This is a genomic window from Colwellia sp. BRX8-5, assembly GCF_014077325.1.
GTDB lineage: Bacteria > Pseudomonadota > Gammaproteobacteria > Enterobacterales > Alteromonadaceae > Colwellia_A.
On record NZ_JACGVR010000004.1, the window covers coordinates 42,906 to 68,936 of the forward strand.

Sequence of the window (26,031 nt, forward strand, 5' to 3'; positions counted from 1 at the left end):
AAGTGGAATAATCCTACCAAAGCACTTGGTCTATTTCATTAAGTAGGTTTTGCGCCGCTTCACTGATCAGCTGAGAAGAGCCAGTTTTAATATGTTTTTCTAATTTTATCGCACTCACTGAAACCAGTGAAAAACCAAACATTTGTGCGGCGCCAGCAATACGATGAGCCAATTCAGCAAGCTTCTCTAATTCATTATTTTTAATATGAAGAATGATATCTTGCTGTTCTAACACTAAATTCGATTTAAATTCTGTCACTAAATCGGACATATCTACGCTTGAAATGGCTTGTTCAGCTGCACTTTCATCCATTTGTTCACCAAAATATTTAGCTATGGTCGCAATAAATAATTTTCGCTCAATAGGCTTTTTTAAATGTCCATCGAAACCAAGCGCTAAATATTTGTCAACTTCATGAGACATGGCATTGGCAGTTAATGCGACTATTGGGCTAGCGCATCCTTTTTGTCGCAATACTTTAAAAGCCTCAATACCATCCATTTCTGGCATTTGTATATCCATAAGAATGAGTTTAGGTTTGTTTTTTAAACAAAGCTCAACTGCTTCTCGACCGTTTTTAGCTGACAATACCTCTAAGCCTAGCGATGTTAATAAACGAGCGATTAACCGGCGATTATCATCATGGTCATCGGCCAGTAATACTTGCCCTTCAAACTTAATATCACTAGCATCTGCAGTGAATGCAGAGGCGATAATTTTAGTGGGAGGAAACTCGGCTAATTGAATCGATTCGAGTTGCTTGCAAGGTAAGACTAAAGTAAAAGTACTGCCCTTATTTAGCGTACTGATAACGGTGATTTTTCCTGACATTAATTTGGCCAATTGCTCTGATAGACATAGACCTAAACCTGATCCACCAAATCGTCGGCTAATGCTGCTGTCGCCTTGAGTAAAGCTGCTAAAGACTTCCTGCAATTGTGTTTCACTCATACCAATACCGGTATCGCTAACCGCAATAGTTAACGCGGCGTTTTTGACCGATATATCAAGAGTAACTGAGCCTTTACTGGTAAATTTAATGGCATTGGAGCATAAGTTAATTAAGATTTGTTTTAAGCGAAAGCCATCAATGGTCAGCATAAACTTGTTTGGCAAGGTGTGTACTATCTGAAATTGTAATCCTTTGACTGTCGCTGATTTAATAAAAATATTAGCAATGTCATGCAAAATAACGTGTAAGTCTTGCTCGACAAGTTCTAACTCTAACTTATTGGCCTCAACGCGACTTAAATCTAAAATATTATTAATAAGCTCTAATAAATGTAAACTATTGCCGTGAATTATTTTAACTTCTTTTTGCAGGTAACTTTCATCAACATCACCATTTATTATTGCCTCTGCTTGGCCAATAATTGACGTTAAAGGGGTCCTTATTTCATGGCTCATATTGGCGAGAAATTGACTTTTAATGGCATTAGCTTTGACCAACTCGCTGGTTAGAAGCTCTAGCTCTTGAGTACGGTTTTTAACTCGCTCAGATAACTTTAATTTGGCGCGTCTTTCAACATTTCGGTTGAAAATAAATAAGGCCAAAACAATGATAAAACAAGCGGCTACTAAGCTAAAATTACGTTGTTGATCGGCTTGCTCTGTCTCTAATGCCTGAAGTTGCTCATTTTGCTTGAGCTGGCTAACTTCTTGTCTTAATTTATTAGATTCAAAGTCTGACAATTGACTATTGAGCTGATTGTTCGCTATTTTTCTTGTTCTTTTAATATATTTTTGATGTGTTTCAAAGGCCGCACTTTGCTTGTTTTGTGCCGAATAAATCAACGCCAGCAGCGCCATATTATTCGTCATTTGTTCTTCATGACCAGATTTTTTAGCTATTTCATCAGAGAGCTGCAAGCTTTCATAGGCTTTTTCAACATAGCCCAACGAAAACTCTGCTTGCGCTAGACTATACAAGCCACCCGCATAAGCGGTGTTATGATTTGAAGCTTTAGCCAAATTTATCGCTTGTGTTGCATACTTAATTGCATTTATTGGCTGGTTCATCATATTATAAAGACCGGCAATATTATGACTAAAAGACGCTAAATAATAGTCGTTATTAGATTGTTCAAAATACGCTATTGCCTGTGACAGCAATTTAAGAGATTGCTGATACTCTCCTGAATATTTATAAACAGTGCCCAATTCTCCCCTGGCTTTTGCTAAGGTGAGTTTGTCATCGACAAAAGCAAGCTGTGCAATAACATCGAGATAGAGTTCAATCGCGATATCGTATCTTTTTAAAGTTAAATATAAACCGGCAATGTTATAACGGACATCTATTTTATCTTGCTTAGTGCCCAATTTATTGTAGATGCTTTCGGCTAGTTGAAAATTGACTAAGGTTTTACTGGAATTACCCAGATTAATATAAGCCAAGGCAATATTATTATATATCCCAGCCAATGTAAGCGGCTCAAGTGAGTTTATATAATAACTTAATGCGGCTTGAGAAGCGGCTACAGACTCTGGATAATCACCAATTAAATAGTGATATATACCGATCATTTTATTAGCATTAGCGGCTATTTTTTTTAAGTTATTTTCAGTGGCAATTAATTGTATTCGTTGAGCGCTAGCTAATCCTAATCGAAGCTCGGTTAACTGATAGTAACGTTTTTGTTGAATATCTAAGATGTCAATAATTTGCTTGGGAATTAAAGCTGAGCGCGTTAATAATAAAATTGAGTAATCAACCGCTTCCTGATCATCTTCAATTTTTTTAAGAATTTCAATTTCTTGTGATATCTTTTGCTCATCACTGAGCAGGGTATTTTGATCAGCGGCAAGCGCCGCAGACGAAAAAAATGAAGCTTGAACAATAATAACGATAAAAAAGTAGAAAATTCGCTTGAAAGCAATCATTAAGAACAACCAAAACACTTGAATTAAATATGATTTTTATTTTATACCATCTTATTTAATTAAATCCCACAAGTGTTCGGTTATCTATAAAAATTAATCTCAGCGATGGTTGAGTTTTTCTTTGAGTAAAGTCTTAATTTCGGCAAGCTCACGCTCAAGGTTTTCAATTTGTGCTCGGCTAGCCGGCTCTCCACCTTCACCTGATTCGCCATGTTGTTCGGCGCGATAAATTTCATTTTCTTTGCCCATAACTTCTAGAATAGTACCGACCATCATGTTTAAAAAGATAAAAGCCGTTAAGAAAATAAAGGTCAGGTAAAAAATCCAGCTAAGCGGATAAATCGCCATCGTTTCATACATCACATCCGTCCAATCTTCAAAAGTGGCTATACGAAAAAGGGTCAACATCGATATTGAAACATCGCCCCAAAGCTCTTTATTAATATTATTAAAAACCATACTGCCAACTGCAGCATAAATATAAAAAATAACAAACATGAGTAAGGCGATATAGCCCATACGAGGAATAGCTTTGAGCAGCGAATTAATCAGCAGGCGTAATTCAGGTACCATAGAAACTAGACGTAACACCCGAAACACTCTCAACAGCCGTGCTAATAAGACACCTGAGCCACCTGTTGGTATTAAACTACCAATAACAATTAAGGTATCAAAAATATTCCAACCACTTTTGAAGAAATTCTTTTTATCTTGAAAAGCCATAAAACGTATTGATAATTCGATGACAAAAAATACCGTGATAACACTGTCTAAAAAAACCAATATTCTTAATGCTTGCGGGGGCAAGTTATGGGTTTTTGCGCCAATAAGTAATGCTGACATAATAATAACGGCAATAATTGACCATTGAAAAAACGGGCTAGCGTCAATTTTTTTTAGCCGTTCTTGGACACGCACCACATAGGAATTCATAAATAAAGTTCTCTCAAAATAACATTCAACCGTGTTAACGCCGACAAACGGGTTATTACAACGTTCTTATTAAAATAAACGTAGCTTCGGGGGATAATGTCCAAGCTTATCTTGATAACTTTAACAACACCCACACTTTTCATACGTATTTATAATGACATTAATTTAACTTCAACCTATATAGGGGTAATATTTTTGAAAGCAAGTTTATCAGCCATTAGTTGCTAGGTTTACAGTGTTTATATTTTATCAGAAACAAATTTTTAAAAAACCGTTGCTATATGATCTGAACTCGGTAAGCTCATCACCAAATAAAAATAATTTGCATTCAATACTATATGACACACACTAGAGATTCTTTTCATTCCCGTATCGGGTTTGTCTTGGCCGCTGCAGGATCAGCCATTGGTTTAGGCAATATTTGGGGATTTCCAACCCAAGCCGCTAATAATGGCGGTGGTGCTTTTTTATTCGTCTATTTACTCGTGACACTTTTACTCGCCCTCCCCGCTTTGTATGCAGAAATATATATTGGTAACCAGGCGCAAAAAAATCCGGTAGCCGCATTAAAAGAGGCCTGTAAAGACACTTGGCCCAATGTAGGTAAGTATGCCGGCATAATAGGCCTATGTGGCGCTATAATGATGTTAAGCTTTTACACTATCGTCGCTGGTTGGATGTTAGCGCATGCTCTATCAGCATTTACTGAGCTGTTAGGCCTAACTAATATTTCACAGTGGTTAGCCACATCAAGCACCGAACGTAATTTATTATTTACGCCACTTTTTATCTTACTCGGCGCCGCCATTATACATCAGGGCGTTAATGCCGGTATTGAAAAATGGTCAGGGCGTTTAATGCCGTTATTGTTAGTGATGCTAATTGGTTTAATCATTTATATTTTACGCCAACCCGGTGCAGAAAAAGGCTTAGCGTTATATTTAATTCCTGACTTTTCACAGGTGACTAACCCTAAACTCATCATATCAGCAATGGGACAAGCCTTCTTTTCATTGTCTATTGGCGTAGGCGGTATGATGGTGTACGGCTCGTACATGCAAAAAGGTAAAGATATCGGTAAATTAGCCATCTCTATCACCGCACTTGATACTTTTATCGCTTTTATGGCCGGTCTGTTAATCATACCGGCACTTTTTGTTGCTCAAGAAGCCGGAGTTGAAGTTTTCAGTAATAACGAGTTGATTGGTGAAGGACAGTTAATCTTTAAGATATTACCTGAGCTGTTCAATTCAATGGGTAATGTCGGCTTGATTGTCTCAAGCTGTTTCTTCTTGTTGTTATCCATTGCGGCATTAACTTCAACTATTTCTTCAACTGAAGTACCTGTCTCTTATTTAATGGAAGACAAAAGCTTTACTCGTTCAAAAGCGACATGGCTAGTCTCCTTCGTGGTGCTTTGTGCCAGCATGTTGTTAATTGCTTTTTTTGACGAATTATTTGGTTTAGTGATTCGAGCATTAACAACCATATTGCAGCCATTAAGTTGTTTATTCTACTTTATTGTGGTCGGTTGGTTATGGAATAGAGGTAATAAATTACGTGATAAAGCGCTACAAGAAGGCAGGAAGTGGCTACCCATTTGGGGAAATTACCTTCGTTTTGTCTGCCCACTATTGTTAAGTGTGGTTTTTGTTAACGTTGCGATATTAAATTAAGCGTTAATAACTGGCTTACCCAGCATTATTACAGCCTTTTAACATCAGCCCCTGAAGCAAGTTCAGGGGAGCCGGTACTTTGTGCTCGGTGGCGATTAATAATATCACTGGTCACGTTAACGTCAATAAACAATGCAAGGTTTGCTCAATAATGATGCTTTGCATGAGCGTGGTTCACCTTGCTTGTGAACGATGATTTTTACTGGTCCAGTCTTATACTTGCAAACAATCATCATATTTAGCCCGCTTTAAACACTAACGTTGTTTCGCCCTTTACTCTTAGCTTTGTATAACGCTTGATCCGAGCACTTTAACGCTTGTTCAAAGCTTTGTTTACTTTCCCGTACTGCAACGCCAATTGAAATAGTGACATTGACCGTTTTAAACTCACTATTTTTGCTTACTTTTTTAGCGTTTCGTTGTTGTTTTGTTTTTCTTTGTGGTTGACGAATGACAATTTTATAGGTTTCAATAGCTTGACGTACCGCTTCTAACTCAGTTAAGGCTTGCTCAATAGTTTTACCAGTAAATACGATGGTAAACTCTTCTCCGCCATAGCGAAATGCTTTCCCTCCCCCTTTAACGTTGCCAATTTTTTTTGCCACTAGTTTTAATACTTGGTCGCCAATATCATGGCCATAGGTATCATTAAACTTTTTAAAATGATCAATGTCTAGCATAGCAAGGGTGTAGTTTCGTCCAAGTGATAAGGCTAACTGATTGAGCGCCCGACGCGATGGTAAGCCCGTTAAGTCATCTCGATAGGCAAGAAAATAAGCGTCGACAACAATGACTAACACGAAATACAAACTGAGTAATGCCAGCGTTAAACTTAGCGGTAGCTCAATTAATTGATATTGATAACATAGCCAAAACAGTAAAGAAAGCGCAACCGCTGAAGTCACTAAATCCGCTTTAATCACTGCTCGCCAAACAATAACCATAGTGCATAAAGCTAGTGGTAACTCTAAACGAATAACCTTACTAAAGCCTGCAATATGGGGAAAGGTTTGTACAAAAATGATAATTGGCTCACTCATCGTTAACCAAGCATAACTAATGATAGCCACTAAGGCGATAGCGACTAATCGATAAAGACCATGAATTGAGATGACGCCACGGTCTTTTATCAAAGACAATAAAAGTAAAACACTACAGCCAAATAACGTTAACCAATCACCCTGCTGCAGTAACCAAGTTGACCAAGGCGGTGAAAAAGTAATACTGGCGTAATATAAAAGCCACAATAATGATAAGTAGGCTAACCTGCTACGATTAAAATAACTGGCAAAGACGATCACAACAGCCAAGAACACCACTAATAATTGTTCGACAATCACTACTTGCTTTAGCCAAAAAGCTTGGCTTTTCATCATCAAAAAATAAACTAAGGCAACTGTGCCTAAACTAATAAACAGAGTTTTTAGTCCTTTAATTCTTTGCAACAAGATTAACTCCTTAGATTAAGTTATCGCTAAAGGGTAGAGAAGCAATCAGGTTAAACAACAGGTAGAGCTTGCTCATTATCTATTTTACTGTCTGTACCAGTGGGCTTTTCATCACTTTCATTTTTCAACTCAACCTGTTCAATTTTATCAAAGCGTGACGATATTTTATCTGCAGAGGTATGTATTTGTTTTACGTCACTCGCCGCTTGGTCTATGTGCTTTGCTAAATTGGCAAAACGAGATTTAAAACGACTAAAGTCCTGAGATAAGTGTGAGAGATGCGCTTGAATAACATGTATTTGCTTACGGGTTGCTTCATCTTTTAGTACCGAGCGTGACGTTGTTAATATAGCCATTAACGTGGTTGGCGATGCCAGCCATACTCGCTTTTTATTGGCGTAATCAACTAAGTCACCTTGATGTGCATGAATTTCAGCAAAGATAGCTTCTGCAGGAATAAACATAATAGCGCCGTCGGCGGTTTCTTTTTCAATTAAGTATTTAGAACTAATATCGTTAATATGTTTTTTTATGTCGAGTTTAAACTGACGCTCTGCCGATTTTCGGTCATGTACCCCTAATTGGTTATCCAGCATTTTCTTATAGTTTTCTAAAGGGAACTTAGAGTCAATAACGACATTACCGGTTGGCTCAGGTAAAAATAAAATACAATCAGCAATTTTTCCATTTGATAAAGTGTGCTGTAAAGAAAAGTTTTGCTCGGGGATCACGTTGCGAATTAAACTGTTAAGCTGAACTTCGCCAAAAGCCCCCCGCGAACGCTTATCACTTAATACTTCTTGTAAGCTGACGACGTTTGAGGAAAGTTCCGTTATCTTCTTTTGCGCGTCATCAATCAAGGCAAGGCGTTGCAAAATATCATTAAAGGTTTTTGTTGTTTTCTCAAACCCTTCCGCTAAACGTTTCTCTACTTGCCCGCTAATTTCTTTCAAGCGGTTATCGGTAGAGACGGTTAATCCATCAATACGTTTAGCCATTTGCTCACTCGATGCTTGCAATGACTTAGTTAACTCTTCGCGGCTAATGTGCGTCACTCGATTTAGGTGTTCAACAAGTTGATCAACCGATTTTAGCTGATTCTGATTAAAAACGACTTGGTGCTCGTGTAATGCGCGGTGTAACTTTTCACTACTTGCATGTAAACTCGATGACTGCTTCTCACCTTGCTCAGCATGTTGATACAACAGCTTAATTTTAAAGTCAGAGATTTGTTGTTCAAAATAAGTCTTTAACTCAACTTGTTGGTTTGCCAATTGTTGATGATTAAAGCTAGTTTGCTGCTGTTGTTGCTGTTGATATTTATTTGAGACTTCACTATCAACGGTTAATTTTTCAAACAATAGCTGTAACTTTTCATGTTGCAAAGACAACTGTAGTGACATTTTTTTTATTTTAAAAAATACTATAAAACTGATTAAAAAACACAATACCAATAGAATAACGCTAAACAGCATAAAAATTTCGGTAGGGATTTTCTCTAAAAAAACAAGGAGTTCATCGATAGGCATAAAGTCACATCAGTAACACTGTAAATATTATCAGTATTAAACCATAGAAATATACTCAGGTTAAGTTTATTCTAAGCTTGTTCATTAACAAGTCCATATTTAATAATCATTAATAAGATGAATGCGATCGCCAACTTTATTAAGAATGGTTATTTCTCCATCACACACAGCAACAATCGATTTATCTTCTTTAAATTTTTCCGGAATAATGACCCGCCCACTGGCATTTTCTGCAAATTGTCCAACAAAGTGCATTAACTCAAGTGAATCTTCAATATAATAAATAATAGTAACAGTGCGCAGGTTAGTGTTAGTCATAGTTAATGTTTTCAAAACTTAATTTTATTAATGTTCTTTTAGTATAGACAAAATTTTCAACTTATTATCGTCAATAAAAAAGCGCCCTAAGGCGCTTGTTTTAAAATTATTTGCTTACACAAGCATCAATTAATTTTTTGATTTGGCATCTTGCACTTCAATCTTAGCTTTCCAAATAGCAGGACCCGTGACATGAGCCGACTCTCCTTGGCTATCAACAGCTACAGTGACTGGCATATCTTCAACTTCGAATTCGTAAATAGCTTCCATCCCCATATCTTCAAAAGCAACAACTCTTGCTTTTTTAATAGCTTTTGATACTAAGTATGCAGCACCACCGACGGCCATTAGATAAACTGACTTATGGTTTTTGATGGTTTCAACGGTCTCGGCACCTCGTTCAGCCTTGCCGATAGTGCCAAGTAACCCTGTTTCAGAGAGCATCATTTCTGTAAATTTATCCATGCGTGTTGCTGTCGTTGGGCCAGCTGGGCCAACTGCTTCATCGCCAATAGCATCGACAGGACCTACGTAGTAAATAAACTTGTCAGTAAAGTCTACTGGTAACTTTTCGCCCTTGGCTAGCATATCTTGAATACGTTTATGGGCAGCATCACGTCCGGTTAAGATAGTCCCGCTCAATAATACAGTTTCACCGGTTTTCCAGCTACTGATATCGGATTTTTTCAAGGTATCAACATTAACACGACGTACGTTTTCACCGACTTCCCAAGTTATTTCTGGCCAATCTTCTAATTTTGGTGGTGTTAAGTTAGCCGGACCAGAACCATCTAAGTGAAAATGAACATGACGCGTTGCCGCACAATTGGGTATCATCACCACAGGTTTTGATGCAGCGTGGGTGGGTGCTGACATAATTTTAATGTCTACAACCGTCGTTAAACCGCCAAGACCTTGTGCGCCAATACCTAATTTATTAACACGCTCGAAAATTTCTAGACGCAGCTTTTCTTCGGCTGTTTCAGCACCACGGTCAATAAGGTCTTGAATATCTACCGGTTCCATTAAACTTTCTTTGGCAAGTACCCCTGCTTTTTCTGCTGTTCCGCCGATACCTATGCCTAACATTCCCGGTGGACACCAACCTGCGCCCATTGATGGTAGTGTTTTAACTACCCAGTCAGCGATTGAATCACTAGGATTTAACATCACCATTTTAGATTTGTTTTCACTACCGCCGCCTTTCGCTGCGATCATGATATCGACGCCACCACCGGCAACCATATCGATATGAACAACAGATGGTGTATTATCTTTAGTATTAATACGCGCGCCAGCGGGGTCTTTTACAATAGAAGCGCGCAATGGGTTGTCTGGATTTAAGTAAGCTCTGCGAGTACCTTCATCAACCATTTGCTGAACTGTTAAGTCAGTTTTGTCCCACTGAACATCCATACCCACTTTAACAAAGCAAGTCACTATGCCGGTATCTTGACAAATAGGACGCTGGCCATGGGCTGACATTCTAGAATTAATTAAGATCTGAGCAATAGCGTCTTTAGCTGCGCTGCTTTCTTCTTTATGATAGGCTTTTTCAAGCGCTTGAATAAAGTCTAAAGGGTGATAATAAGAAATGTACTGTAATGCATCGGCAATACTTTCAATTAAATCTTGTTGTTTAATGATAGTCATGAGGGTCTCTTTTTATGCAGATCGACAGATGTAGTTCAACGGCATTTACCTACTTACCTGAAATTATAGATAAACGAGGGAAGCTGAAAATGGTTGAAAGTTATAAATTTGCAGATATCATACCCTTCTTGTTAACGAGCTTCCACAATATTATCGAGTAAAACCTGTCATGTTCACTATTTCTGCCCAGCATTTTACTGTAGAAAAATCTATCGATGTAAAAGCTTTATTTTCAGCTTTTAGTCATCAACCTTGGGCGATGTGGCTTGACTCTTGTGGTGAACAACAGTCACCTGCCCACGTTGATAGCAACTTTGATATTCTGGTTTGGCAACCCGAAATTACGCTAACTACTCGCGGCGATCAAACTGAAGTACGGTGGTTAAAAGAGGACAAAAAACAAATCAGTCATCAAAATCCATTAACGCTGTTAAAAGAAATTCAACAACAATGCTTCAACAACATAACCGTTGCCACCAGCCACTTACCTTTTAATGGCGGCAGTGTCGGTTACTTTTCTTACGATTTAGGCAGACGTTTTGAGAACTTGCCTCATCAAACAACGCAAGATATAGATTTAGCCGACATGTCGATAGGGCTTTATTTTCAGGCCTTAATCTTTGATCACCAAGCTCAACAGTTTTGGTTGGTTTGCCCGCAACCACAACGAGAAAGCCTAACAAAAGCAATAAATCAGCAGTTAGCTTTGATAAAGAAAGCCACACAAGTAAAAGAAAAGTTTTCATTAATGACCGACTGGCAGTCGAATATGAGTAAAGCGCGTTATGATGAAAAATTTAAGCGCATACAAGACTACTTATTGTCTGGAGATTGCTACCAAATTAATTTAGCACAACGCTTTAGTGCTCAATATCAAGGTGATGAATTCGAAGCTTATTGCGCGTTACGTGATAAAAATAAAGCACCGTTTTCTGCTTTTTTACGTTTTGAAAAAGCCAGTATTCTTAGTATTTCTCCTGAACGATTTTTACAAAAAGCAGGGCGTAAAGTACAAAGTAAGCCGATAAAAGGCACTAAACCGCGAAGTGATGATGCCGTCATAGACCAACAAAACTCAGTTGATTTACAGCACTCAGAAAAAGACCGTGCCGAAAACTTAATGATTGTTGATTTACTGAGAAATGATATCAGTAAAGTCTGTATTGCTGGCTCGGTAAAAGTTCCTAAGTTGTTTAATATTGAAAGTTTCCCTGCGGTTCATCACTTAGTTAGCACCGTTGAAGGTGAGTTAGCACAACCTTATCAAGCGACTGATTTATTAGCGGCTTCATTTCCTGGCGGTTCAATTACTGGCGCTCCAAAAATAAGAGCCATGGAAATAATTGATGAATTAGAGCCTCATCAACGAAGTATTTATTGTGGTTCTATTGGTTATATTTCTGCTTGTGGCAATATGGACACTAGCATTACTATACGTACCCTACTGTGCGAAAAAAATAACGCGACCAAAGCGAGTATCATTTATTGCTGGGCCGGTGGTGGCGTAGTAGCTGATTCAAAAGTTGACGCTGAATATCAAGAAACCTTTGATAAAGTAAACAAAATATTACCTGTGTTATCAGCGCTTTAACTTATTGTAGTTTTGGCTTTCGCCATTGATGGATTTATAATGAACAAGCATGATTTTTTACAAAACTTTCAATTTTCAACACTTGATGTTTCCCTCCATCAATACCAGCACCTTGGCGCACTAAAACCTGCAGCCGTGTTAATCGCGCTAATAGAAGAGAATAAACAACTCTCTGTTGTGTTAACAAAACGTGCTAGTCATTTAAAACATCATCCTGGGCAAATCAGTTTTCCCGGTGGAAAAATGGAAGACTTTGATACAAGCTTTATTAGCACCGCCATAAGAGAAGCTGAAGAAGAGATTGGTTTAAATAGTAACAACATTAATATTGTTGGCCAATTACTTCCTTATGAAACAATCAGTGGTTATGTGGTTACGCCCATCATTGCTTTTATTGATAAAAAACAAAATTATGTGATCGATAAAAATGAAGTTGCTGAAATATTTCAGGTGCCATTACAACATTTTCTAGATTTTAATAATCACTACATGGTGACCATTGAGCGTCATCGCAAACCCTTTTCAATTCACTTTATGCCTTTCGAACACCATAATATATGGGGCGCAACCGCGGTAATGCTGAAAGATTTGGCCATTCAATTATCTTGAACCTTTAGGTTTTTAATTAATATCAACTATAATTAAACTATTATTGTTTTTCATGGTGGTAGCTTTCAGTTACAATTACCGAAGATAATTCCATCTTTTGATAATTTTATCAAAATAAATTCAGGTTTTAGTATGATTAGTGTATTTGATATGTTTTCTATTGGCATTGGCCCGTCAAGCTCTCACACTGTAGGTCCAATGAAAGCAGCGAAATTGTTTGTTGAACAACTTAAAGATGAGCATAAATTAACCCAAACAACGCGGGTAAAATGTGAACTTTTTGGTTCGTTAGGGCAAACAGGTATTGGCCATGGTACCGGCAAAGCGGTAATTTTAGGTCTGTCTGGCGAAAATCCGGATACGATTGCCGTCGACGCTATTGATTCAATTCTAGAAGCCGTAGTGGCTAGTCAAAAAATTTCGCTTAATGGCGAGCACTTAGTATCATTCCCTAAAAATGATGCAATTATTTATCATCGCCGTAAAACGTTACCTGCTCATTCAAATGCCATGACTATTTTTGCCTTTGAAGATATCCCAGGAAAAGAAAGTACGTTATTACTAGAGCAAACATATTATTCAATCGGTGGCGGCTTTATTGTTAACGCCCGCGACTTTGAAAAAGAAAAAGATAAAGCATTATCTCTGCACAACAATATCAAACGTCCTCATTATTTCTCATCAGCGACTGAGCTTATCAACGAAGCTAATGAGAAAAATCTCAGGATCAGTACCATCATGATGAATAATGAGAAGTGCTTAGCCGATGAAGCCACGGTTAGGGCTAAACTAGTTAATATCTGGCAAGCAATGAAAGATTGTGTTGACCGTGGTATTAAAACAGAAGGTATTTTACCCGGTGGCTTAAAAGTTGCGCGCAGAGCCCCTGCCCTTTATAAAGCATTATCAGTTGAAAATAACAACGATCCGCTTATAGCGATGGACTGGGTTAACTTATTTGCTCTTGCAGTTAATGAAGAAAATGCCGCAGGTAGTCGTGTTGTAACGGCGCCAACCAATGGTGCAGCCGGTATTATACCTGCCGTATTATGCTACTACGATAAGTTTGTTAGACCTGTTGATGAAGATACCTGTGTACGCTATTTATTAACTGCCGCAGCCATTGGTATTTTATATAAAACTAACGCGTCAATTTCTGGTGCTGAAGTGGGCTGTCAAGGTGAGGTTGGCGTAGCTTGTTCTATGGCAGCTGGCGCATTAACTGAAATTATGGGTGGTTCGCCAAGTAAAGTAGAAAACGCGGCAGAAATCGGTATGGAGCACAATTTAGGATTAACCTGTGACCCTGTTGGTGGCTTAGTTCAAGTTCCTTGTATCGAACGTAACGCTATGGGCTCGGTAAAAGCGATCAACGCATCGCGTTTAGCTTTACGCGGCACCGGTAATCAAAAAGTCCCGCTGGATAAAGTGATTAAAACCATGTGGGAAACCGGCAACGATATGAAAACCAAATATAAAGAAACTTCTCGTGGCGGCTTAGCGGTCAACATTACTGAATGTTAAGACGTTTTTAATCCCAAAGCTGCAACGGACAAAGGGTTAATGGCTGAACATTTGTCGTTCCTTGCTATCGCCGTGCAGCGAAACACTTATGCTTTGAAATACAGGATGTCTGAGAAAGGCCATCCTGAACATTCGTCGTTCCTTGCCATACTTTACATAATTGCCACCACGACATACCCTTCATCCTGAACATTCGTCGTTCCTTGCCATACTTTACATAATTGCCACCACGACATACCCTTCATCCTGAACATTCGTCGTTCCTTGCCATACTTTACATAATTGGCATCACGACATACCGTTCATCCTGAACATAAAAAAGCGACTGATATCAGTCGCTTTTATGTGTTTATTGATTTATATCGCAGCTGCTTTAACGAACAGGCAACTTAATATTTGCAAACATCTCATCTATTTCAGCATTATTTTTCAATAAAACAGCTTTAGTGACTAAATCACGATTTAAATGAGGAGCAAAACGCTCAATAAAATCAAACATGTAACCACGTAAGAAAGTACCGCGTCTAAAGCCTATTTTAGTGGTACTTGAATTAAATAAATGACTGGCATCAATAGCCACTAAATCACTATCAATTCTAGGGTCGATAGCCATAGTAGCAATCACACCAACGCCAACACCTAAACGCACATATGTTTTAATTACATCAGCATCGGTGGCAGTAAAAGCAATTTTAGGCTCTACTCCAAGACTATTAAAAGCAATATCAAGCTCTGAACGTCCAGTAAAACCGAACACATAAGTCACTAATGAATACTTGGCTAAGTCTTCAATAGTAATGCCTTGTTTTTTAGCTAAGGGATGATCGGGTCGCACTATTATACTGCGATTCCAGTGATAACAAGGTAACATCACTAAATCGTTATACAAGTGTAATGATTCCGTCGCAATGGCAAAATCTGCGTCACCTTTGCCTGCGGCATCACTAATTTGCGCTGGCGTTCCCTGAGACATTTGCAAAGAAACTTTTGAATACTTTTTCATAAAGCCTTTGATCACTTCAGGCAATGCATATCGCGCTTGGGTATGCGTGGTTGATATACGTAATTTACCTTCATCGGGTTGAGTATGCTCACGCGCAACCGCTTTAATCGCTTCAACTTTAGAGAGAATTTCTGTGGCAATATTAATAACTTCATTGCCTGGGGCAGTAACATGGGTTAAATGTTTGCCACTGCGGCCGAATATTTGAATACCGAGTTCATCTTCTAGCATGCGAACTTGCTTGCTTATGCCCGGTTGAGAGGTGAATAAACTTTCTGCTGTTGCAGAGACATTTAAATTATTGTTGAGTACTTCAACAATATAGCGCAGTTGTTGCAGTTTCATAATTATACTTCAAAATTTTTGATGCTGATTGCTTATGCAAAAAATATATACTTAAATGAAGACTTATTCCATATTAATTTTCATTATTCTGCTTATATGCGAGATTTAATTTAAAAATGTAGGATTATTACAACAAAAACCACGTAACTAAGTTAAAAATGACTTTTATAGGATAAAATGAAGTTTTTTATTCAAAATAAAAAGTTATATAAATAGCCTTCATTAGTATCAGAGATAAAAGGTTGATATAAGGCTATGCTAATGTGTCCATTTTTTGTAGACTGCATAAAAGATATTTCTATTTTAACAGACGAGTAGTTAACATTATGGGCATTATCATTGCTTTAATTATCGCATTAATCATTATAGTTGTGAGTGTTGGCGCAATTCAACAGCACAAAGAAAAACAAGAAAAAGACAAACGCACAAAAGCGGCTAAGCAAAAAGCAATTATAGATGAAAGTGAAGACCTTATTCTTCATCTTGCTAACCTGCCCAGTAATCCTGGCATCGTCAACATTCTTAATCGACGCAGTTTAACCGCAGCAAAAGCGATGAGATCAATTTTACCTGATTCAAAACAAATTAAAGGTAAAGTGAATGAAATTGAGGCAAGGTTGAAGGCGTCACAAGAACTTGCGGCTTCAACTTCAGGACAAGAGGAACCATTCCTTCTCCCTGATAATGAACAACAACTCGTCAGTATTTTGCAATGTATTAAAAAATTACGAGCTACACTTAAGTCAGAGCAAGTAAAAGGAGCTTTAGACGCACAAACATTTACCCATGAAGATAAAAAGCTTGATGCTATGCAACTACAGATTGGTGTTGAAAGCCTGCTAAAACGTGGCAATATGGCTTACCAAAAAGAAATGTTAGGTTCAGCGCGCCAATATTTTGAGAAAGCTTTGCAAACATTGTCCGCTCATCCTTCGCAAACAGAATATACCGTCAGTAAAAAAGCTGAGGTTGAGATCCAACTTGAAGAAATAACCGATGCACTTAAAAGCACTAATGCTAAAGATGCAGCGAAAAAAGCCAAAGATCAAGAAGATGATTTAGACTTATTATTTCAACCGAAGAAAAAATGGTAATCAACTATTATTAGTAAACTGAAACCAGCATTTTGCTGGTTTTTTTATTCTCTGTTAACGTTACTCGCTCCTTATGAAAACATCGCCGAATCATATACCTGTCATTAATCTGCCCTCATTGCTTAGAAAAGTAATAAAAGCTTATGCGTTAAAAGCAGGAATAAGAGCTAGTGGCTGTGAGCTTTATAGAATTGGCCGTTCACGCAATTGGCAGCTCAAAGCTAGCTTTGAACAACTAGAACACGTTGTCGCTTTTATACAAGACTCAGAAGAGCCGAGTTGGCAGTGGCTAGTTAATTACTTAATGAGTCAAAGGCAGGCACTTAGTCACGATGAACTTATGCGTATTGCTAAATTAAAGTCAGACATTACTGTTAACCAATTGATGGCTCGCACTGATTGCACGATTGCTGAAGCCAGAAAAGTCATTGATGAATTAGAGTGGTTGGTCGAATAAAAGCACTTACCTGCTGTATTCCTTGATGTTATACGAGTATTATAAGCTGAATTAGCATTTCTTACTTTACGGATAATCATGGCACTAAAAGCAACAATAAATAAAGCCAGTATACAACTGTCAGATATGGACAGAAATTACTACGACACCCTCAATTTAACCATCGCCCAACATCCTTCAGAAACAGATATTCGTATGATGGTGCGCTTGTTAGCTTTTATTTTAAATGCAAATGAACATTTGCAGTTTGGTAAGGGTGTAAGTGACGAAGAAGAAGCGGCTCTGTGGCAAATTAATTACTCTGAAGTGATTGAGCTATGGATAGAGCTTGGGCAACTGGATGAAAAACGTCTCAAAAAAGCCTGTAATCGTGCCCAAAAAGTGATTCTTTATGCTTATGGCAGCAGTGCTGAAACCTGGTGGAAACAGTCGCAAAACAAATTACGTCTACTCAATAAACTTTCCATTGAGCTCATTAGCCAAGAAACCTGTGATGCATTAGCAAAACTTGCTGGTCGCTCTATGGACTTTCAGTGCAGTATCCAAGATGGCCAATTATGGTTAACTGCCGGTGATGAAACACTGTTAATTGAGACAACAAAATTACAATAATTAATACCAACATGGATAGGGAAATAATAAGCATGAAAAGTCACCTTACTAAAAGCCGCTTAACTTTAGCTCTTTTTACTGGCATTACACTCCTTTCGGCATGCAGTGAGCCTGAATCACCTAAAGCCAAAATTGCTGAAATGTCATCGGAACAAGTTATTAAAGATATTACTTATCTCGCAAGTGACGATTTAAAAGGCCGAGCCAGCTTCTCTGTTGGTATTGACCAAGCGGGTGATTATATTAGCCAAAGGTTTACCGAAATTGGACTAAGCCCAATGGTAGGCAATAAAGATTTCAAACAAACATTTAATGTAACCAGTATTATGCCAACAGCATTAACGGTGACCTTAAATGGTAAGACTATTGCTGACGCTAACTTAGGCATGGCAAGTACTATGGCCACGCTTTCATGGCAGAGCCTTGAAAATGTTAACACCCATATTATTGCTGAAGCGGATGATATGCGCGCGGCCCTTGGTAAAATGAATAATGACGGTGGCCAGCATCTGGTTATTATCCATAGCGCTCACGCTAAAACCTTTGCCGGTTACCGAGGTTACTTTCAACGAGGCTTAACTAAGCTTAACCTTGAGCACCAAGGGGCTATTGTTATGGTTTTAGCCGATGATAATGAAATTACCACGGTAGACGTTAACGCGAGTACTTCGATAACTGAAAAAACCTTAACCAATATTGTTGCGATACTACCGGGTAAAGATAAAAATCCAGCGACAGCAAAAGAAGTGGTTTTATATTCATCACACTATGATCATTTAGGTGTAACGGCTGATGGTAAAGAGGTTTTTAATGGTGCTGATGACGATGCGTCGGGCACCTCTGCTGTTATTAATCTGGCACAACACTATGCCCATCAAGGTGAGAACAAAAGAACCTTAATGTTTAGTGCTTTTACCGCCGAAGAAATTGGTGGCTTTGGCTCTAAATATTTTTCACAACAACTAGATCCTAACAACGTTGTGGCAATGATAAACATTGAGATGATAGGTAAACCTTCAAAGTTTGGCGCTGGTTCAGTTTGGATGACAGGAATGGAGCGTTCAAATTTAGGTGAATTACTTAACGTCAGCTTAGCGGCTAAAAACAGTGAGATTTACCAAGACCCTTACCCTGAACAGGGTTTATTTTATCGTTCAGACAATGCAACACTTGCCCGTTTAGGTGTTCCAGCTCACAGTTTTAGTAGTACCCAACTTGATAAAGACCAGCATTATCATAAAACGTCTGATGATATTAGCAGCCTAGACTTAGCGTCGATGTATCAGGTTATTGAGTCGTTATCAGTGGCTACGCAAGGACTAGTTGATGGCAGTATTACCCCAACACGTATTGATGTAAACACCGTTCGAGCGAGTGGTAAAATCTACTAAGTTTGACCGTTCATCCTGAACATCGTCACTCCTTGCCATCCATGGCATCGTGACATACCGTTCATCCTGAACATCGTCACTCCTTGCCATCCATGGCATCGTGACATACCGTTCATCCTGAACATAAGGTCAGTGATTTGTTAATTACTGGCCTTATTTTATTGTAACCAGCACATTTGATACTCAACTTTATTCTGGCCAGTGACAACAAAACCATGGCGTAAATATAAAGAAATAACCGGATTTGCTAACAAAACATTTAATGTTATTGGTAGTTTTAACTCTTTTGCTTTTCTTTTAATTAAGGCTAAAACCTTACCACCAATTCCTTTTCCTTGATGTATAGGTATAATTTGTAGCTGCCTGATGTGTAACTTATCCGCTAAAACTGCTATTTTTATTAAGCCTATCGGGGCATTGTTCATCAAGATAATAGTTGAATCTGCAAAAAATTCATTCACTCGTGCAAGGTGTTGCTGATCAGATAAATCCAAACCTGCGGCAATAAGATGTTCACCCATTGAGGCTTTTCTTAATTGTAATAAATAGCCTATATCACTCTGCTGGGCTTGTCGAAATCCTATGGTTACTTTTTCATCAGTGATCATATTTATTACGATGGTGTTTAATCACTAAATCGCCCCATTGATAAATAGCTAAACCAGCAATGATAGCTAATGCGCCAACGATTAAATTAATATTAATTGTTTCATTATTTAATAGTAACCCCAGTGAAATGGCAATCACTGGGGTGATCATAGTGATCAATGCCACCGTACTCGCTTTTAGGCGTTGTAATATATAGAAATAAGCAATAAAGCCCACTAAAGAGCCAATAACACCAAGATAAACGACACTTAATATTGATTTGTTACTCCATGTTTGATGCGCAATATTGCCATCGAAAATAAGCCAAACTAAGATAAATAAAGGCAGACTTAATAATAGTGAACCTAGGGTTGTTGCCATAGGGTTTATAGCAACTTCAACACTTTTTACCAATACACCACTTAAACTAAAAAATGAAACAGCAATCAATACCGCGATAATGCCAATATATCCATCATCTTTAAGTGATATTTTATCAAAACATACCGTAGCTAAGCCGCAAATAGCGATCGCCAATGCTATTTTTTTTGCTGGTGATAATGCAGACTCAGCCAAAATGCGCTGACTTAGTACCCCAGATAAAATAGGTGCCAAGCCGAACATTAACGACATCAGCCCAGAAGAAATGTAGCCAGCGGCTAAATACGCAAATAACATCCCACCAAAAATACCTATCGCTGAAAAACTATAAAGTTTAAGCGCACTTTTATGCCAAGGAAGCTCAATACGAAAAGCTTTCAGTATTAACCAACCAGGTACAACCGCAATCAGCATCCGCAACAAAACCGCTAAGGTTGGATGAATAGTTTCACTGCTCCACACTATCGCTAGAGGTGTTGTTGACCAGATAAGAATAACGGCAAAATAAGCGATGGGGACTGACATTTCATAAATCCTTTATCGGTACTATATTGAAAATTTAACAGGAAGAAAGCTAAAGAAACATAACGAGTATACAAATGAACAATGGCGATATTATCTGACTACGTCAATAACACCTAAAAATAAACTTATCGAATAGTGTGCTTAATAGCCACTAATACCTGCTAAAATAACAGCCAATAAACTTTTTAAGCTTAAGGTAAATCATGGAGTTAAAAGTAATACCCGTTGTGCAGATATTAATAGCCGTGTTATTAATGATGATTTTTTATAAAATATCACCCGATCTCACCTTGAGCTGGCCGGCTCATGTGCCTGTTGCCCTCGCGCTGTTATTTATCGCGATAGTTGTGGGCCTTTGTGCAATAGTCAGTTTTAAAAAACACAAAACAACTGTTAACCCCACTAAACCAGAAACAAGCTCAACCGTGGTAAGTTCTGGTATATATTCATTTTCAAGAAATCCAATGTATTTAGCCATGCTGATTTCACTGATCTCGCTCGCTTATTACTTACAACATTTAGCATCTTTACCTATTATTTTAATATTTATTGGCTACATGACACGTTTTCAAATAATCCCCGAAGAAAAAATGTTAACAAAAATATTTGGTCAACAATACCGTGATTATCAGCTAAAAGTAAGACGTTGGTTATAAACGATATGAGTAAGACAGTAAAACCGCAATGTTGGGGCTTTACTGACTTACTTTGATGCTTTTTTTGACTTTACATAGCTTTTTAAGGCGATTATAAACAGCAAGTTTTGCTTAAGCTTTTTTCAGATACGCCGAGACTAAAACAATACGTGTACCGTTAACTTTTCCTTCAATATGCTCAGGATTATCCGTTAAGGTAATGCCACGCACCATAGTGCCCTGCTTAGCCGTAAAGTTAGCGCCTTTAACTTTTAAATCTTTAATCAAGGTAACATCGTCGCCGTCTTGTAAATCAGTGCCATTACTGTCTCTTGTTGGCCCCTCTCGCTCAGCAGCGGCAATGCCTTGCTCAGCCCAAGTTTTAACATCATCTTCCATGTAAATCATTTCTAAAGCGTCTTGTGCCCAACTCTCTGCTGACAGTTTATGAAGCAAGCGATACGACATAACTTGCACAGCAGGTTCTTGATTCCACATACTGTCGTTCAAACAGCGCCAGTGACTTACATCCATTGCAGTGTCACCATTAATTTGTGCTGTGCATGTAGCACATAGATATACACATTGCTGAGCACTTAAGTCGCTGGTTGGTGGCACAGGAAACACCGCTAATTGTTCAGTTGACGTACATAATTCACAGCTAGCATTACTGCGTGCTTTTAAGGCATTTTCGGTAGGCATAATATTAATTCACTAATTTTTGAAGAAGATTTTTCGCTATTATGCTCCTAATTCAGTGATTTAAAAAGTGCTGATTAAAAACGGGGAATAATTGACCTGAGCCATTATTTAAAGGCTGCACTTTACTCTGGCTAAAACGTGACCATATAGCTTAGTTGCTGAATACTAAAGTGGCGGTATAGCTCTGTTGCTGAATATTAAAGTGAAAGTATAGCTTTGTTGCAGGGCTATAAAGTGGCAAAAAAGCTATCACCCTTAATTAGCTTCAGGGTCTAAAATCAACCACCTCTATATGAGGTGGTTAACGAAGACTTCATTTATTCTAGATTTTTAGTGATGTGATGCGAAGCGGCTGCGGTGAAAATAACATCGGTAGAGCTATTTAAGGCTGTTTCGGCAGAGTCTTGAATAACACCAATAATAAAACCTATCGCGACTACTTGCATAGCAATATCACTGTCTATACCGAATAAACCACAGGCTAATGGAATAAGTAACAATGAACCACCTGCAACACCAGAGGCACCACAAGCTGATACTGAGGCGATGACACTCAATAAAATAGCAGTTGCAAAGTCAACTTCAATATTTAAAGTATTGGCCGCAGCCAGCGTTAATACCGTAATGGTGATCGCCGCACCAGCCATATTAATGGTGGCACCTAAAGGAATAGAAACCGAATAGGTATCTTCATGTAAATCAAGTTTTTCACACAGTTCCATGTTAACCGGAATATTTGCTGCAGAGCTACGCGTAAAGAAAGCGGTAATGCCGGATTCTTTTAAGCAAGTAAAGACTAGCGGATAAGGGTTTTTACGCGTAATAAAATAAACAATCAGCGGGTTAACCACTAAAGCAATAATAACCATAGAACCCAAAAGTAACAGTACTAAGTGTCTAAACTCACCTAAGGTATCAAAGCCTGTGGTCGCAACCGTATTAGCGACTAAGCCCATAATACCTAAAGGTGCAAAACGAATAACCAATTTAACAACACTTGAAATTGCTTCGGCTAAATCATGAACCATAACCTTCGTTGATTCACTGCCTTTTTTCAACGCAAAACCTAAGCCTAAGCCCCACGCTAAAATGCCAATAAAGTTTCCAGTAACAACCGCATTAAACGGATTATCAACAATTTTAAACGCTAAGGTTGATAAGACTTCACCTAGTCCTTGTGGCGGATTAGCACTTGCGCCAATAATATCTAATGTTAACTGTACCGGGAACGCAAAGCTTAGTGCTACAGCAACCAGCGCAGCACTTATTGTGCCGAGTAAATAAAGCCCAACAATCGGTTTTAAGTTAGCATCGCTATTTTGTTTTTGGTTAGCAATAGATGATGCGACTAAAACTAACACCAAAATAGGAGCAACCGCTTTTAGTGCACTAACAAATAAACTGCCGAGTATTGAAAATGACTGTGCAACTTCAGGTAAAACAAGCGCTAAAACAATACCAACAACAAGTGCAATAATGATTTGATTGACGATGTTAATAGCTTTTAGCTTACCAAAAAGTGATGTTTTTTCTACAGAGGTATTTTGTGTTGTCATAGTTTGTCTTATTTTAGTTATTGTTTTTGTTATTAAGATAACGCATCGATGAAAGATTTTTACCACTTATGCACCGACACTGTCTAGTTTATTCGTTACACGGTACCTTTAAAGAGGCAGTTGACCATGCCATGATAGCCTAAATGCTGAGTCACTGTTCTCGGCTAGATAGCGCTGACAAACAAACTGTCCGACTACCGCAACCAACTCATTATCATAAAAGATAAAAGGTAACCTTTTTCTCTGCCATGTTGGTATAGCAAGCTCTTGTAAGACTTTCTTTAATGGTCTTGAATGCTGTCGATATTGTGGCAAACACCTTGGGTTTTCGTGAGAAAAACTAATCGTCACTTTTTGTTGCTCTGCCGGTTTTTTTATCACCGACTGCCAGTCACTGTTTTCTTGTACTTGTGCTGATAAATTCGAAAAACTTAACCAACCTAATTGATCGGGAAGACAAACATCTAACGGTTTATCATCGGCTAACAGCCCTAATGCTAGATTTTGTTGCCACAGCGACAGTTCCTGATAGATACCCGTTAGATGTAACTCACCTTGATAACGTCTGATGCAACACTCAGCTAATTGCACAACTGGCGACTTATCCGCTTGTGCATTAAGCTGCTGGCATATTTGCATTAATTGCTTTTGGCTTGGCATTAAAAATCCATGGCAAGATAAAAAATAGCGCAATAGATTTTTAAGACGTGCTTCGCTGAGCTTATTTAAATCAACAACACTCAGCTTATTAGCTGAAGACTGGCAAGCAATTAAATCTTGCTGCGCTAATTCATCGAGTAATTGTTGTGCTTCAAAGCAATGTTCAGCACTGCGTGCAATCGTCTTATTGATGCTTGGCCAACGTTGATTTAACTTAGGTAAAATTTGATGGCGGAGAAAGTTTCTGTCGAAACGCTCATCCGTATTCGATTCATCTTCTATCCAAACTAAGCCATACTCTTTCGCATAGGCTTCAATATCGGCTCGTGAAATAGTTAATAACGGTCTGACCAGTAATTGCTGCCCCAACATCATTTCACTTTGCATCGCTGAGAGCCCTTTCAAACCTGCGCCTCTTTTTAGGGCGAGTAGAAAAGTTTCAGCCTGATCGTCACTGTGATGACCAGTAACAATTAAATCACCGGCTTTAGCTACTGATTTTAGTGCTTGATAGCGGGCATCGCGGGCAAGCGCTTCTAAGCTTTTTTGGGCAACAGCTTGCACGTTTACTTCAATAATGTCTAACGGCAGGCCAAATAGTTGGCATTGTGCTTTAGCAAAGGCTTGCCATTTAACGGCATTAACACTCAAGCCATGATTAACATGACAAACACGAATATCGCTATTAATAGCATGTTGTGTTTTTAAAGCACCAAGGCAATGTAACAGCACTTGAGAGTCGATACCGCCACTGTAGGCAATAAGCAGTGATTTTTGAGGGTGGTTGGAAAAAAAATCTATTAAGGTCTGTTTAATCATAGAATACTTGGTTAATTGACACTGAAAACAAAAAAACTGTAGCCTTAACTTAGAGATAGAATCAGTAAGATAAGGCTACAACTTCATCAGCAAAGCATTCAATACTACTTTGCTCGTGTCGATTTATAACAACTTAACAATAACCGAAAGACATTAATCTGTCATAACGTTTTTCAATTAACTCTTCTTTTGACAAGCCTTCTAGTTCGGCAAGATTTGATTTTAATTCTTGCTTTAAGTTAGCCGCCATAATATCCATATCACGATGTGCACCACCTAATGGCTCTTCAACGATATTATCGATAAGTTCTAATTCTTTAATACGCGTAGCGGTAATACCCATAGCGGCAGCGGCAGTAGGTGCTTTTTCAGCAGTTTTCCACAAGATTGATGCACAACCTTCAGGAGATATTACCGAGTAAGTAGAATATTTCAGCATGTTGACACGGTCACCAACACCAATCGCTAATGCACCACCAGAACCACCTTCACCAATAACCGTACAAACAATCGGCACGGTTAAACGTGACATAACCTTTAAGTTCATCGCTATCGCTTCACTTTGGCCGCGCTCTTCTGCGCCTATTCCCGGGTAGGCACCAGGAGTGTCAATAAAGGTAATAATGGGCATATTAAAACGTTCAGCCATTTGCATTAAGCGTAAGGCTTTACGGTAACCTTCTGGACGAGGCATACCAAAGTTACGTTTAACTTTTTCTGCTGTTGAACGCCCTTTTTGATGACCAATAATCATCACAGGTTTACCGTCTAAACGCGCAGTACCACCAACAATGGCTCTATCATCCGCATAGTGTCTATCACCGGCAAGCTCGTCGAATTCAGTAAAAATGCGTGGTATGTAATCAAGCGTATAAGGACGCTGAGGATGACGTGCCACACGAGCTGTTTGCCAAGGGTCAAGATTTGCAAAAATCTTTTTGGTTAACTCAGCATTTTTACCGCGTAATTGAGTAATTTGATCTTCAAGGTCAAGATCTAATTCTTGACCGTTATTGACTAATTGTAGCTCTTCAATTTTGGCATCAAGCTCAGCAATAGGCTGCTCGAAATCTAAAAAATTTAATGACATATGATTATTCT

Annotated in this window: 22 protein-coding genes; 9 read left to right on the forward strand and 13 right to left on the reverse strand. The window is 38.4% G+C overall.

The genetic code is table 11. From position 1 onward, the window contains the following. Window positions 1-13: 13 nt before the first annotated feature. Both H4J62_RS04170 and H4J62_RS04175 read right to left on the reverse strand, forming a co-directional pair. The gene (locus tag H4J62_RS04170; protein ID WP_182215684.1) at window positions 14-2,881 is read right to left on the reverse strand and encodes a response regulator; all 2,868 of its coding nucleotides are present in this window, start codon (window positions 2,879-2,881) and stop codon (window positions 14-16) included. 99 nt (window positions 2,882-2,980) lie between these two features. Further along, window positions 2,981-3,814 carry an ion transporter gene (locus H4J62_RS04175; RefSeq protein ID WP_182215682.1) on the reverse strand — a complete coding sequence of 278 codons (834 nt, stop codon included), beginning with the start codon at window positions 3,812-3,814 and terminating at the stop codon, window positions 2,981-2,983. A gap of 338 nt (window positions 3,815-4,152) precedes the next feature. Between H4J62_RS04175 and H4J62_RS04180 the strand changes: the two genes are divergently transcribed. Continuing rightward, a complete protein-coding gene (locus H4J62_RS04180) occupies window positions 4,153-5,490 on the forward strand; it encodes a sodium-dependent transporter (protein ID WP_182215680.1) in 1,338 nt (445 codons plus the stop codon). A gap of 248 nt (window positions 5,491-5,738) precedes the next feature. On the opposite strand, the gene H4J62_RS04185 is transcribed toward H4J62_RS04180, so the two are convergent. The 4 genes from H4J62_RS04185 to H4J62_RS04200 all read right to left on the reverse strand — a co-directional run bounded on the left by H4J62_RS04185 (window position 5,739) and on the right by H4J62_RS04200 (window position 10,438). Continuing rightward, on the reverse strand, window positions 5,739-6,938 hold the full coding sequence (locus tag H4J62_RS04185; RefSeq protein ID WP_182215679.1) for a diguanylate cyclase: 1,200 nt from the start codon (window positions 6,936-6,938) through the stop codon (window positions 5,739-5,741). 50 nt (window positions 6,939-6,988) lie between these two features. Then, window positions 6,989-8,341, reverse strand: coding sequence for a DNA recombination protein RmuC (locus H4J62_RS04190; protein ID WP_259364745.1), 1,353 nt, complete (start codon window positions 8,339-8,341; stop codon window positions 6,989-6,991). A gap of 225 nt (window positions 8,342-8,566) precedes the next feature. Then, window positions 8,567-8,785, reverse strand: a complete 219-nt coding sequence (locus tag H4J62_RS04195) for a TIGR02922 family protein (protein WP_070374026.1) — start codon at window positions 8,783-8,785, stop codon at window positions 8,567-8,569. Between the two features lie 129 nt (window positions 8,786-8,914). Further along, complete coding sequence (locus H4J62_RS04200) at window positions 8,915-10,438, reverse strand: fumarate hydratase (protein WP_182215677.1); 1,524 nt, start codon at window positions 10,436-10,438, stop codon at window positions 8,915-8,917. 169 nt (window positions 10,439-10,607) lie between these two features. Between H4J62_RS04200 and pabB the strand changes: the two genes are divergently transcribed. The 3 genes from pabB to H4J62_RS04215 all read left to right on the forward strand — a co-directional run bounded on the left by pabB (window position 10,608) and on the right by H4J62_RS04215 (window position 14,162). Continuing rightward, complete coding sequence (pabB, locus tag H4J62_RS04205; RefSeq protein WP_182215675.1) at window positions 10,608-12,029, forward strand: aminodeoxychorismate synthase component I; 1,422 nt, start codon at window positions 10,608-10,610, stop codon at window positions 12,027-12,029. Window positions 12,030-12,068: 39 nt separating this feature from the next. Next, window positions 12,069-12,638, forward strand: coding sequence for a CoA pyrophosphatase (locus tag H4J62_RS04210; RefSeq protein WP_182215674.1), 570 nt, complete (start codon window positions 12,069-12,071; stop codon window positions 12,636-12,638). Between the two features lie 132 nt (window positions 12,639-12,770). Next, the gene (locus tag H4J62_RS04215) at window positions 12,771-14,162 is read left to right on the forward strand and encodes an L-serine ammonia-lyase (RefSeq protein ID WP_182215672.1); all 1,392 of its coding nucleotides are present in this window, start codon (window positions 12,771-12,773) and stop codon (window positions 14,160-14,162) included. Between the two features lie 373 nt (window positions 14,163-14,535). Here the strand turns inward: H4J62_RS04215 and cysB are convergent, their stop codons facing one another. Continuing rightward, window positions 14,536-15,510: an HTH-type transcriptional regulator CysB gene (cysB, locus tag H4J62_RS04220; protein WP_182215670.1), complete on the reverse strand. Its 975-nt coding sequence runs from the start codon at window positions 15,508-15,510 to the stop codon at window positions 14,536-14,538. A 326-nt stretch (window positions 15,511-15,836) separates the two neighbouring features. Here cysB and H4J62_RS04225 point away from each other — a divergent pair, with 326 nt between their 5' ends. The 4 genes from H4J62_RS04225 to H4J62_RS04240 all read left to right on the forward strand — a co-directional run bounded on the left by H4J62_RS04225 (window position 15,837) and on the right by H4J62_RS04240 (window position 19,064). After that, window positions 15,837-16,604, forward strand: a complete 768-nt coding sequence (locus H4J62_RS04225; RefSeq protein ID WP_220465241.1) for a hypothetical protein — start codon at window positions 15,837-15,839, stop codon at window positions 16,602-16,604. Window positions 16,605-16,677: 73 nt separating this feature from the next. Beyond that, window positions 16,678-17,061: a ribosome recycling factor family protein gene (locus tag H4J62_RS04230; protein ID WP_182215669.1), complete on the forward strand. Its 384-nt coding sequence runs from the start codon at window positions 16,678-16,680 to the stop codon at window positions 17,059-17,061. Between the two features lie 78 nt (window positions 17,062-17,139). Beyond that, the gene (locus H4J62_RS04235) at window positions 17,140-17,673 is read left to right on the forward strand and encodes a YaeQ family protein (protein ID WP_070374034.1); all 534 of its coding nucleotides are present in this window, start codon (window positions 17,140-17,142) and stop codon (window positions 17,671-17,673) included. A 32-nt stretch (window positions 17,674-17,705) separates the two neighbouring features. Next, on the forward strand, window positions 17,706-19,064 hold the full coding sequence (locus H4J62_RS04240) for a M20/M25/M40 family metallo-hydrolase (protein WP_182215667.1): 1,359 nt from the start codon (window positions 17,706-17,708) through the stop codon (window positions 19,062-19,064). A 158-nt stretch (window positions 19,065-19,222) separates the two neighbouring features. Here the strand turns inward: H4J62_RS04240 and H4J62_RS04245 are convergent, their stop codons facing one another. Both H4J62_RS04245 and H4J62_RS04250 read right to left on the reverse strand, forming a co-directional pair. After that, window positions 19,223-19,672 carry a GNAT family N-acetyltransferase gene (locus H4J62_RS04245; protein ID WP_259364748.1) on the reverse strand — a complete coding sequence of 150 codons (450 nt, stop codon included), beginning with the start codon at window positions 19,670-19,672 and terminating at the stop codon, window positions 19,223-19,225. Further along, on the reverse strand, window positions 19,662-20,558 hold the full coding sequence (locus H4J62_RS04250) for a DMT family transporter (RefSeq protein WP_182215665.1): 897 nt from the start codon (window positions 20,556-20,558) through the stop codon (window positions 19,662-19,664). Before H4J62_RS04250 ends, H4J62_RS04245 begins: the two co-directional genes overlap by 11 nt. 203 nt (window positions 20,559-20,761) lie before the next feature. Here H4J62_RS04250 and H4J62_RS04255 point away from each other — a divergent pair, with 203 nt between their 5' ends. Then, entirely contained in the window at window positions 20,762-21,214 is a 453-nt protein-coding gene (locus tag H4J62_RS04255; RefSeq protein ID WP_182215663.1) for an isoprenylcysteine carboxylmethyltransferase family protein, read from the forward strand. Between the two features lie 111 nt (window positions 21,215-21,325). Here the strand turns inward: H4J62_RS04255 and H4J62_RS04260 are convergent, their stop codons facing one another. From H4J62_RS04260 to accA, 4 genes are all read right to left on the reverse strand, one after another. Then, complete coding sequence (locus H4J62_RS04260) at window positions 21,326-21,895, reverse strand: alkylphosphonate utilization protein (protein ID WP_070374039.1); 570 nt, start codon at window positions 21,893-21,895, stop codon at window positions 21,326-21,328. A gap of 317 nt (window positions 21,896-22,212) precedes the next feature. Next, complete coding sequence (sstT, locus tag H4J62_RS04265) at window positions 22,213-23,451, reverse strand: serine/threonine transporter SstT (protein ID WP_182215661.1); 1,239 nt, start codon at window positions 23,449-23,451, stop codon at window positions 22,213-22,215. A gap of 108 nt (window positions 23,452-23,559) precedes the next feature. Continuing rightward, window positions 23,560-24,930, reverse strand: a complete 1,371-nt coding sequence (tilS, locus tag H4J62_RS04270) for a tRNA lysidine(34) synthetase TilS (RefSeq protein ID WP_182215659.1) — start codon at window positions 24,928-24,930, stop codon at window positions 23,560-23,562. Between the two features lie 133 nt (window positions 24,931-25,063). Beyond that, window positions 25,064-26,020, reverse strand: coding sequence for an acetyl-CoA carboxylase carboxyl transferase subunit alpha (accA, locus tag H4J62_RS04275; RefSeq protein WP_070374042.1), 957 nt, complete (start codon window positions 26,018-26,020; stop codon window positions 25,064-25,066). Window positions 26,021-26,031: the final 11 nt, after the last annotated feature.

Coding starts and splice junctions, on each gene's coding strand:
- cysB (WP_182215670.1), bottom strand. CDS start 15,510: ATGAAACTGCAACAACTGCGCTATATTGTTGAAGTACTCAACAATAAT.
- H4J62_RS04215 (WP_182215672.1), top strand. CDS start 12,771: ATGATTAGTGTATTTGATATGTTTTCTATTGGCATTGGCCCGTCAAGC.
- tilS (WP_182215659.1), bottom strand. CDS start 24,930: ATGATTAAACAGACCTTAATAGATTTTTTTTCCAACCACCCTCAAAAA.
- H4J62_RS04235 (WP_070374034.1), top strand. CDS start 17,140: ATGGCACTAAAAGCAACAATAAATAAAGCCAGTATACAACTGTCAGAT.
- H4J62_RS04210 (WP_182215674.1), top strand. CDS start 12,069: ATGAACAAGCATGATTTTTTACAAAACTTTCAATTTTCAACACTTGAT.
- H4J62_RS04180 (WP_182215680.1), top strand. CDS start 4,153: ATGACACACACTAGAGATTCTTTTCATTCCCGTATCGGGTTTGTCTTG.
- pabB (WP_182215675.1), top strand. CDS start 10,608: ATGTTCACTATTTCTGCCCAGCATTTTACTGTAGAAAAATCTATCGAT.
- H4J62_RS04245 (WP_259364748.1), bottom strand. CDS start 19,672: ATGATCACTGATGAAAAAGTAACCATAGGATTTCGACAAGCCCAGCAG.
- H4J62_RS04260 (WP_070374039.1), bottom strand. CDS start 21,895: ATGCCTACCGAAAATGCCTTAAAAGCACGCAGTAATGCTAGCTGTGAA.
- H4J62_RS04250 (WP_182215665.1), bottom strand. CDS start 20,558: ATGTCAGTCCCCATCGCTTATTTTGCCGTTATTCTTATCTGGTCAACA.
- H4J62_RS04225 (WP_220465241.1), top strand. CDS start 15,837: ATGGGCATTATCATTGCTTTAATTATCGCATTAATCATTATAGTTGTG.
- H4J62_RS04175 (WP_182215682.1), bottom strand. CDS start 3,814: ATGAATTCCTATGTGGTGCGTGTCCAAGAACGGCTAAAAAAAATTGAC.
- sstT (WP_182215661.1), bottom strand. CDS start 23,451: ATGACAACACAAAATACCTCTGTAGAAAAAACATCACTTTTTGGTAAG.
- H4J62_RS04195 (WP_070374026.1), bottom strand. CDS start 8,785: ATGACTAACACTAACCTGCGCACTGTTACTATTATTTATTATATTGAA.
- H4J62_RS04255 (WP_182215663.1), top strand. CDS start 20,762: ATGGAGTTAAAAGTAATACCCGTTGTGCAGATATTAATAGCCGTGTTA.
- H4J62_RS04240 (WP_182215667.1), top strand. CDS start 17,706: ATGAAAAGTCACCTTACTAAAAGCCGCTTAACTTTAGCTCTTTTTACT.
- accA (WP_070374042.1), bottom strand. CDS start 26,020: ATGTCATTAAATTTTTTAGATTTCGAGCAGCCTATTGCTGAGCTTGAT.
- H4J62_RS04200 (WP_182215677.1), bottom strand. CDS start 10,438: ATGACTATCATTAAACAACAAGATTTAATTGAAAGTATTGCCGATGCA.
- H4J62_RS04190 (WP_259364745.1), bottom strand. CDS start 8,341: ATGTCACTACAGTTGTCTTTGCAACATGAAAAGTTACAGCTATTGTTT.
- H4J62_RS04170 (WP_182215684.1), bottom strand. CDS start 2,881: ATGATTGCTTTCAAGCGAATTTTCTACTTTTTTATCGTTATTATTGTT.
- H4J62_RS04230 (WP_182215669.1), top strand. CDS start 16,678: ATGAAAACATCGCCGAATCATATACCTGTCATTAATCTGCCCTCATTG.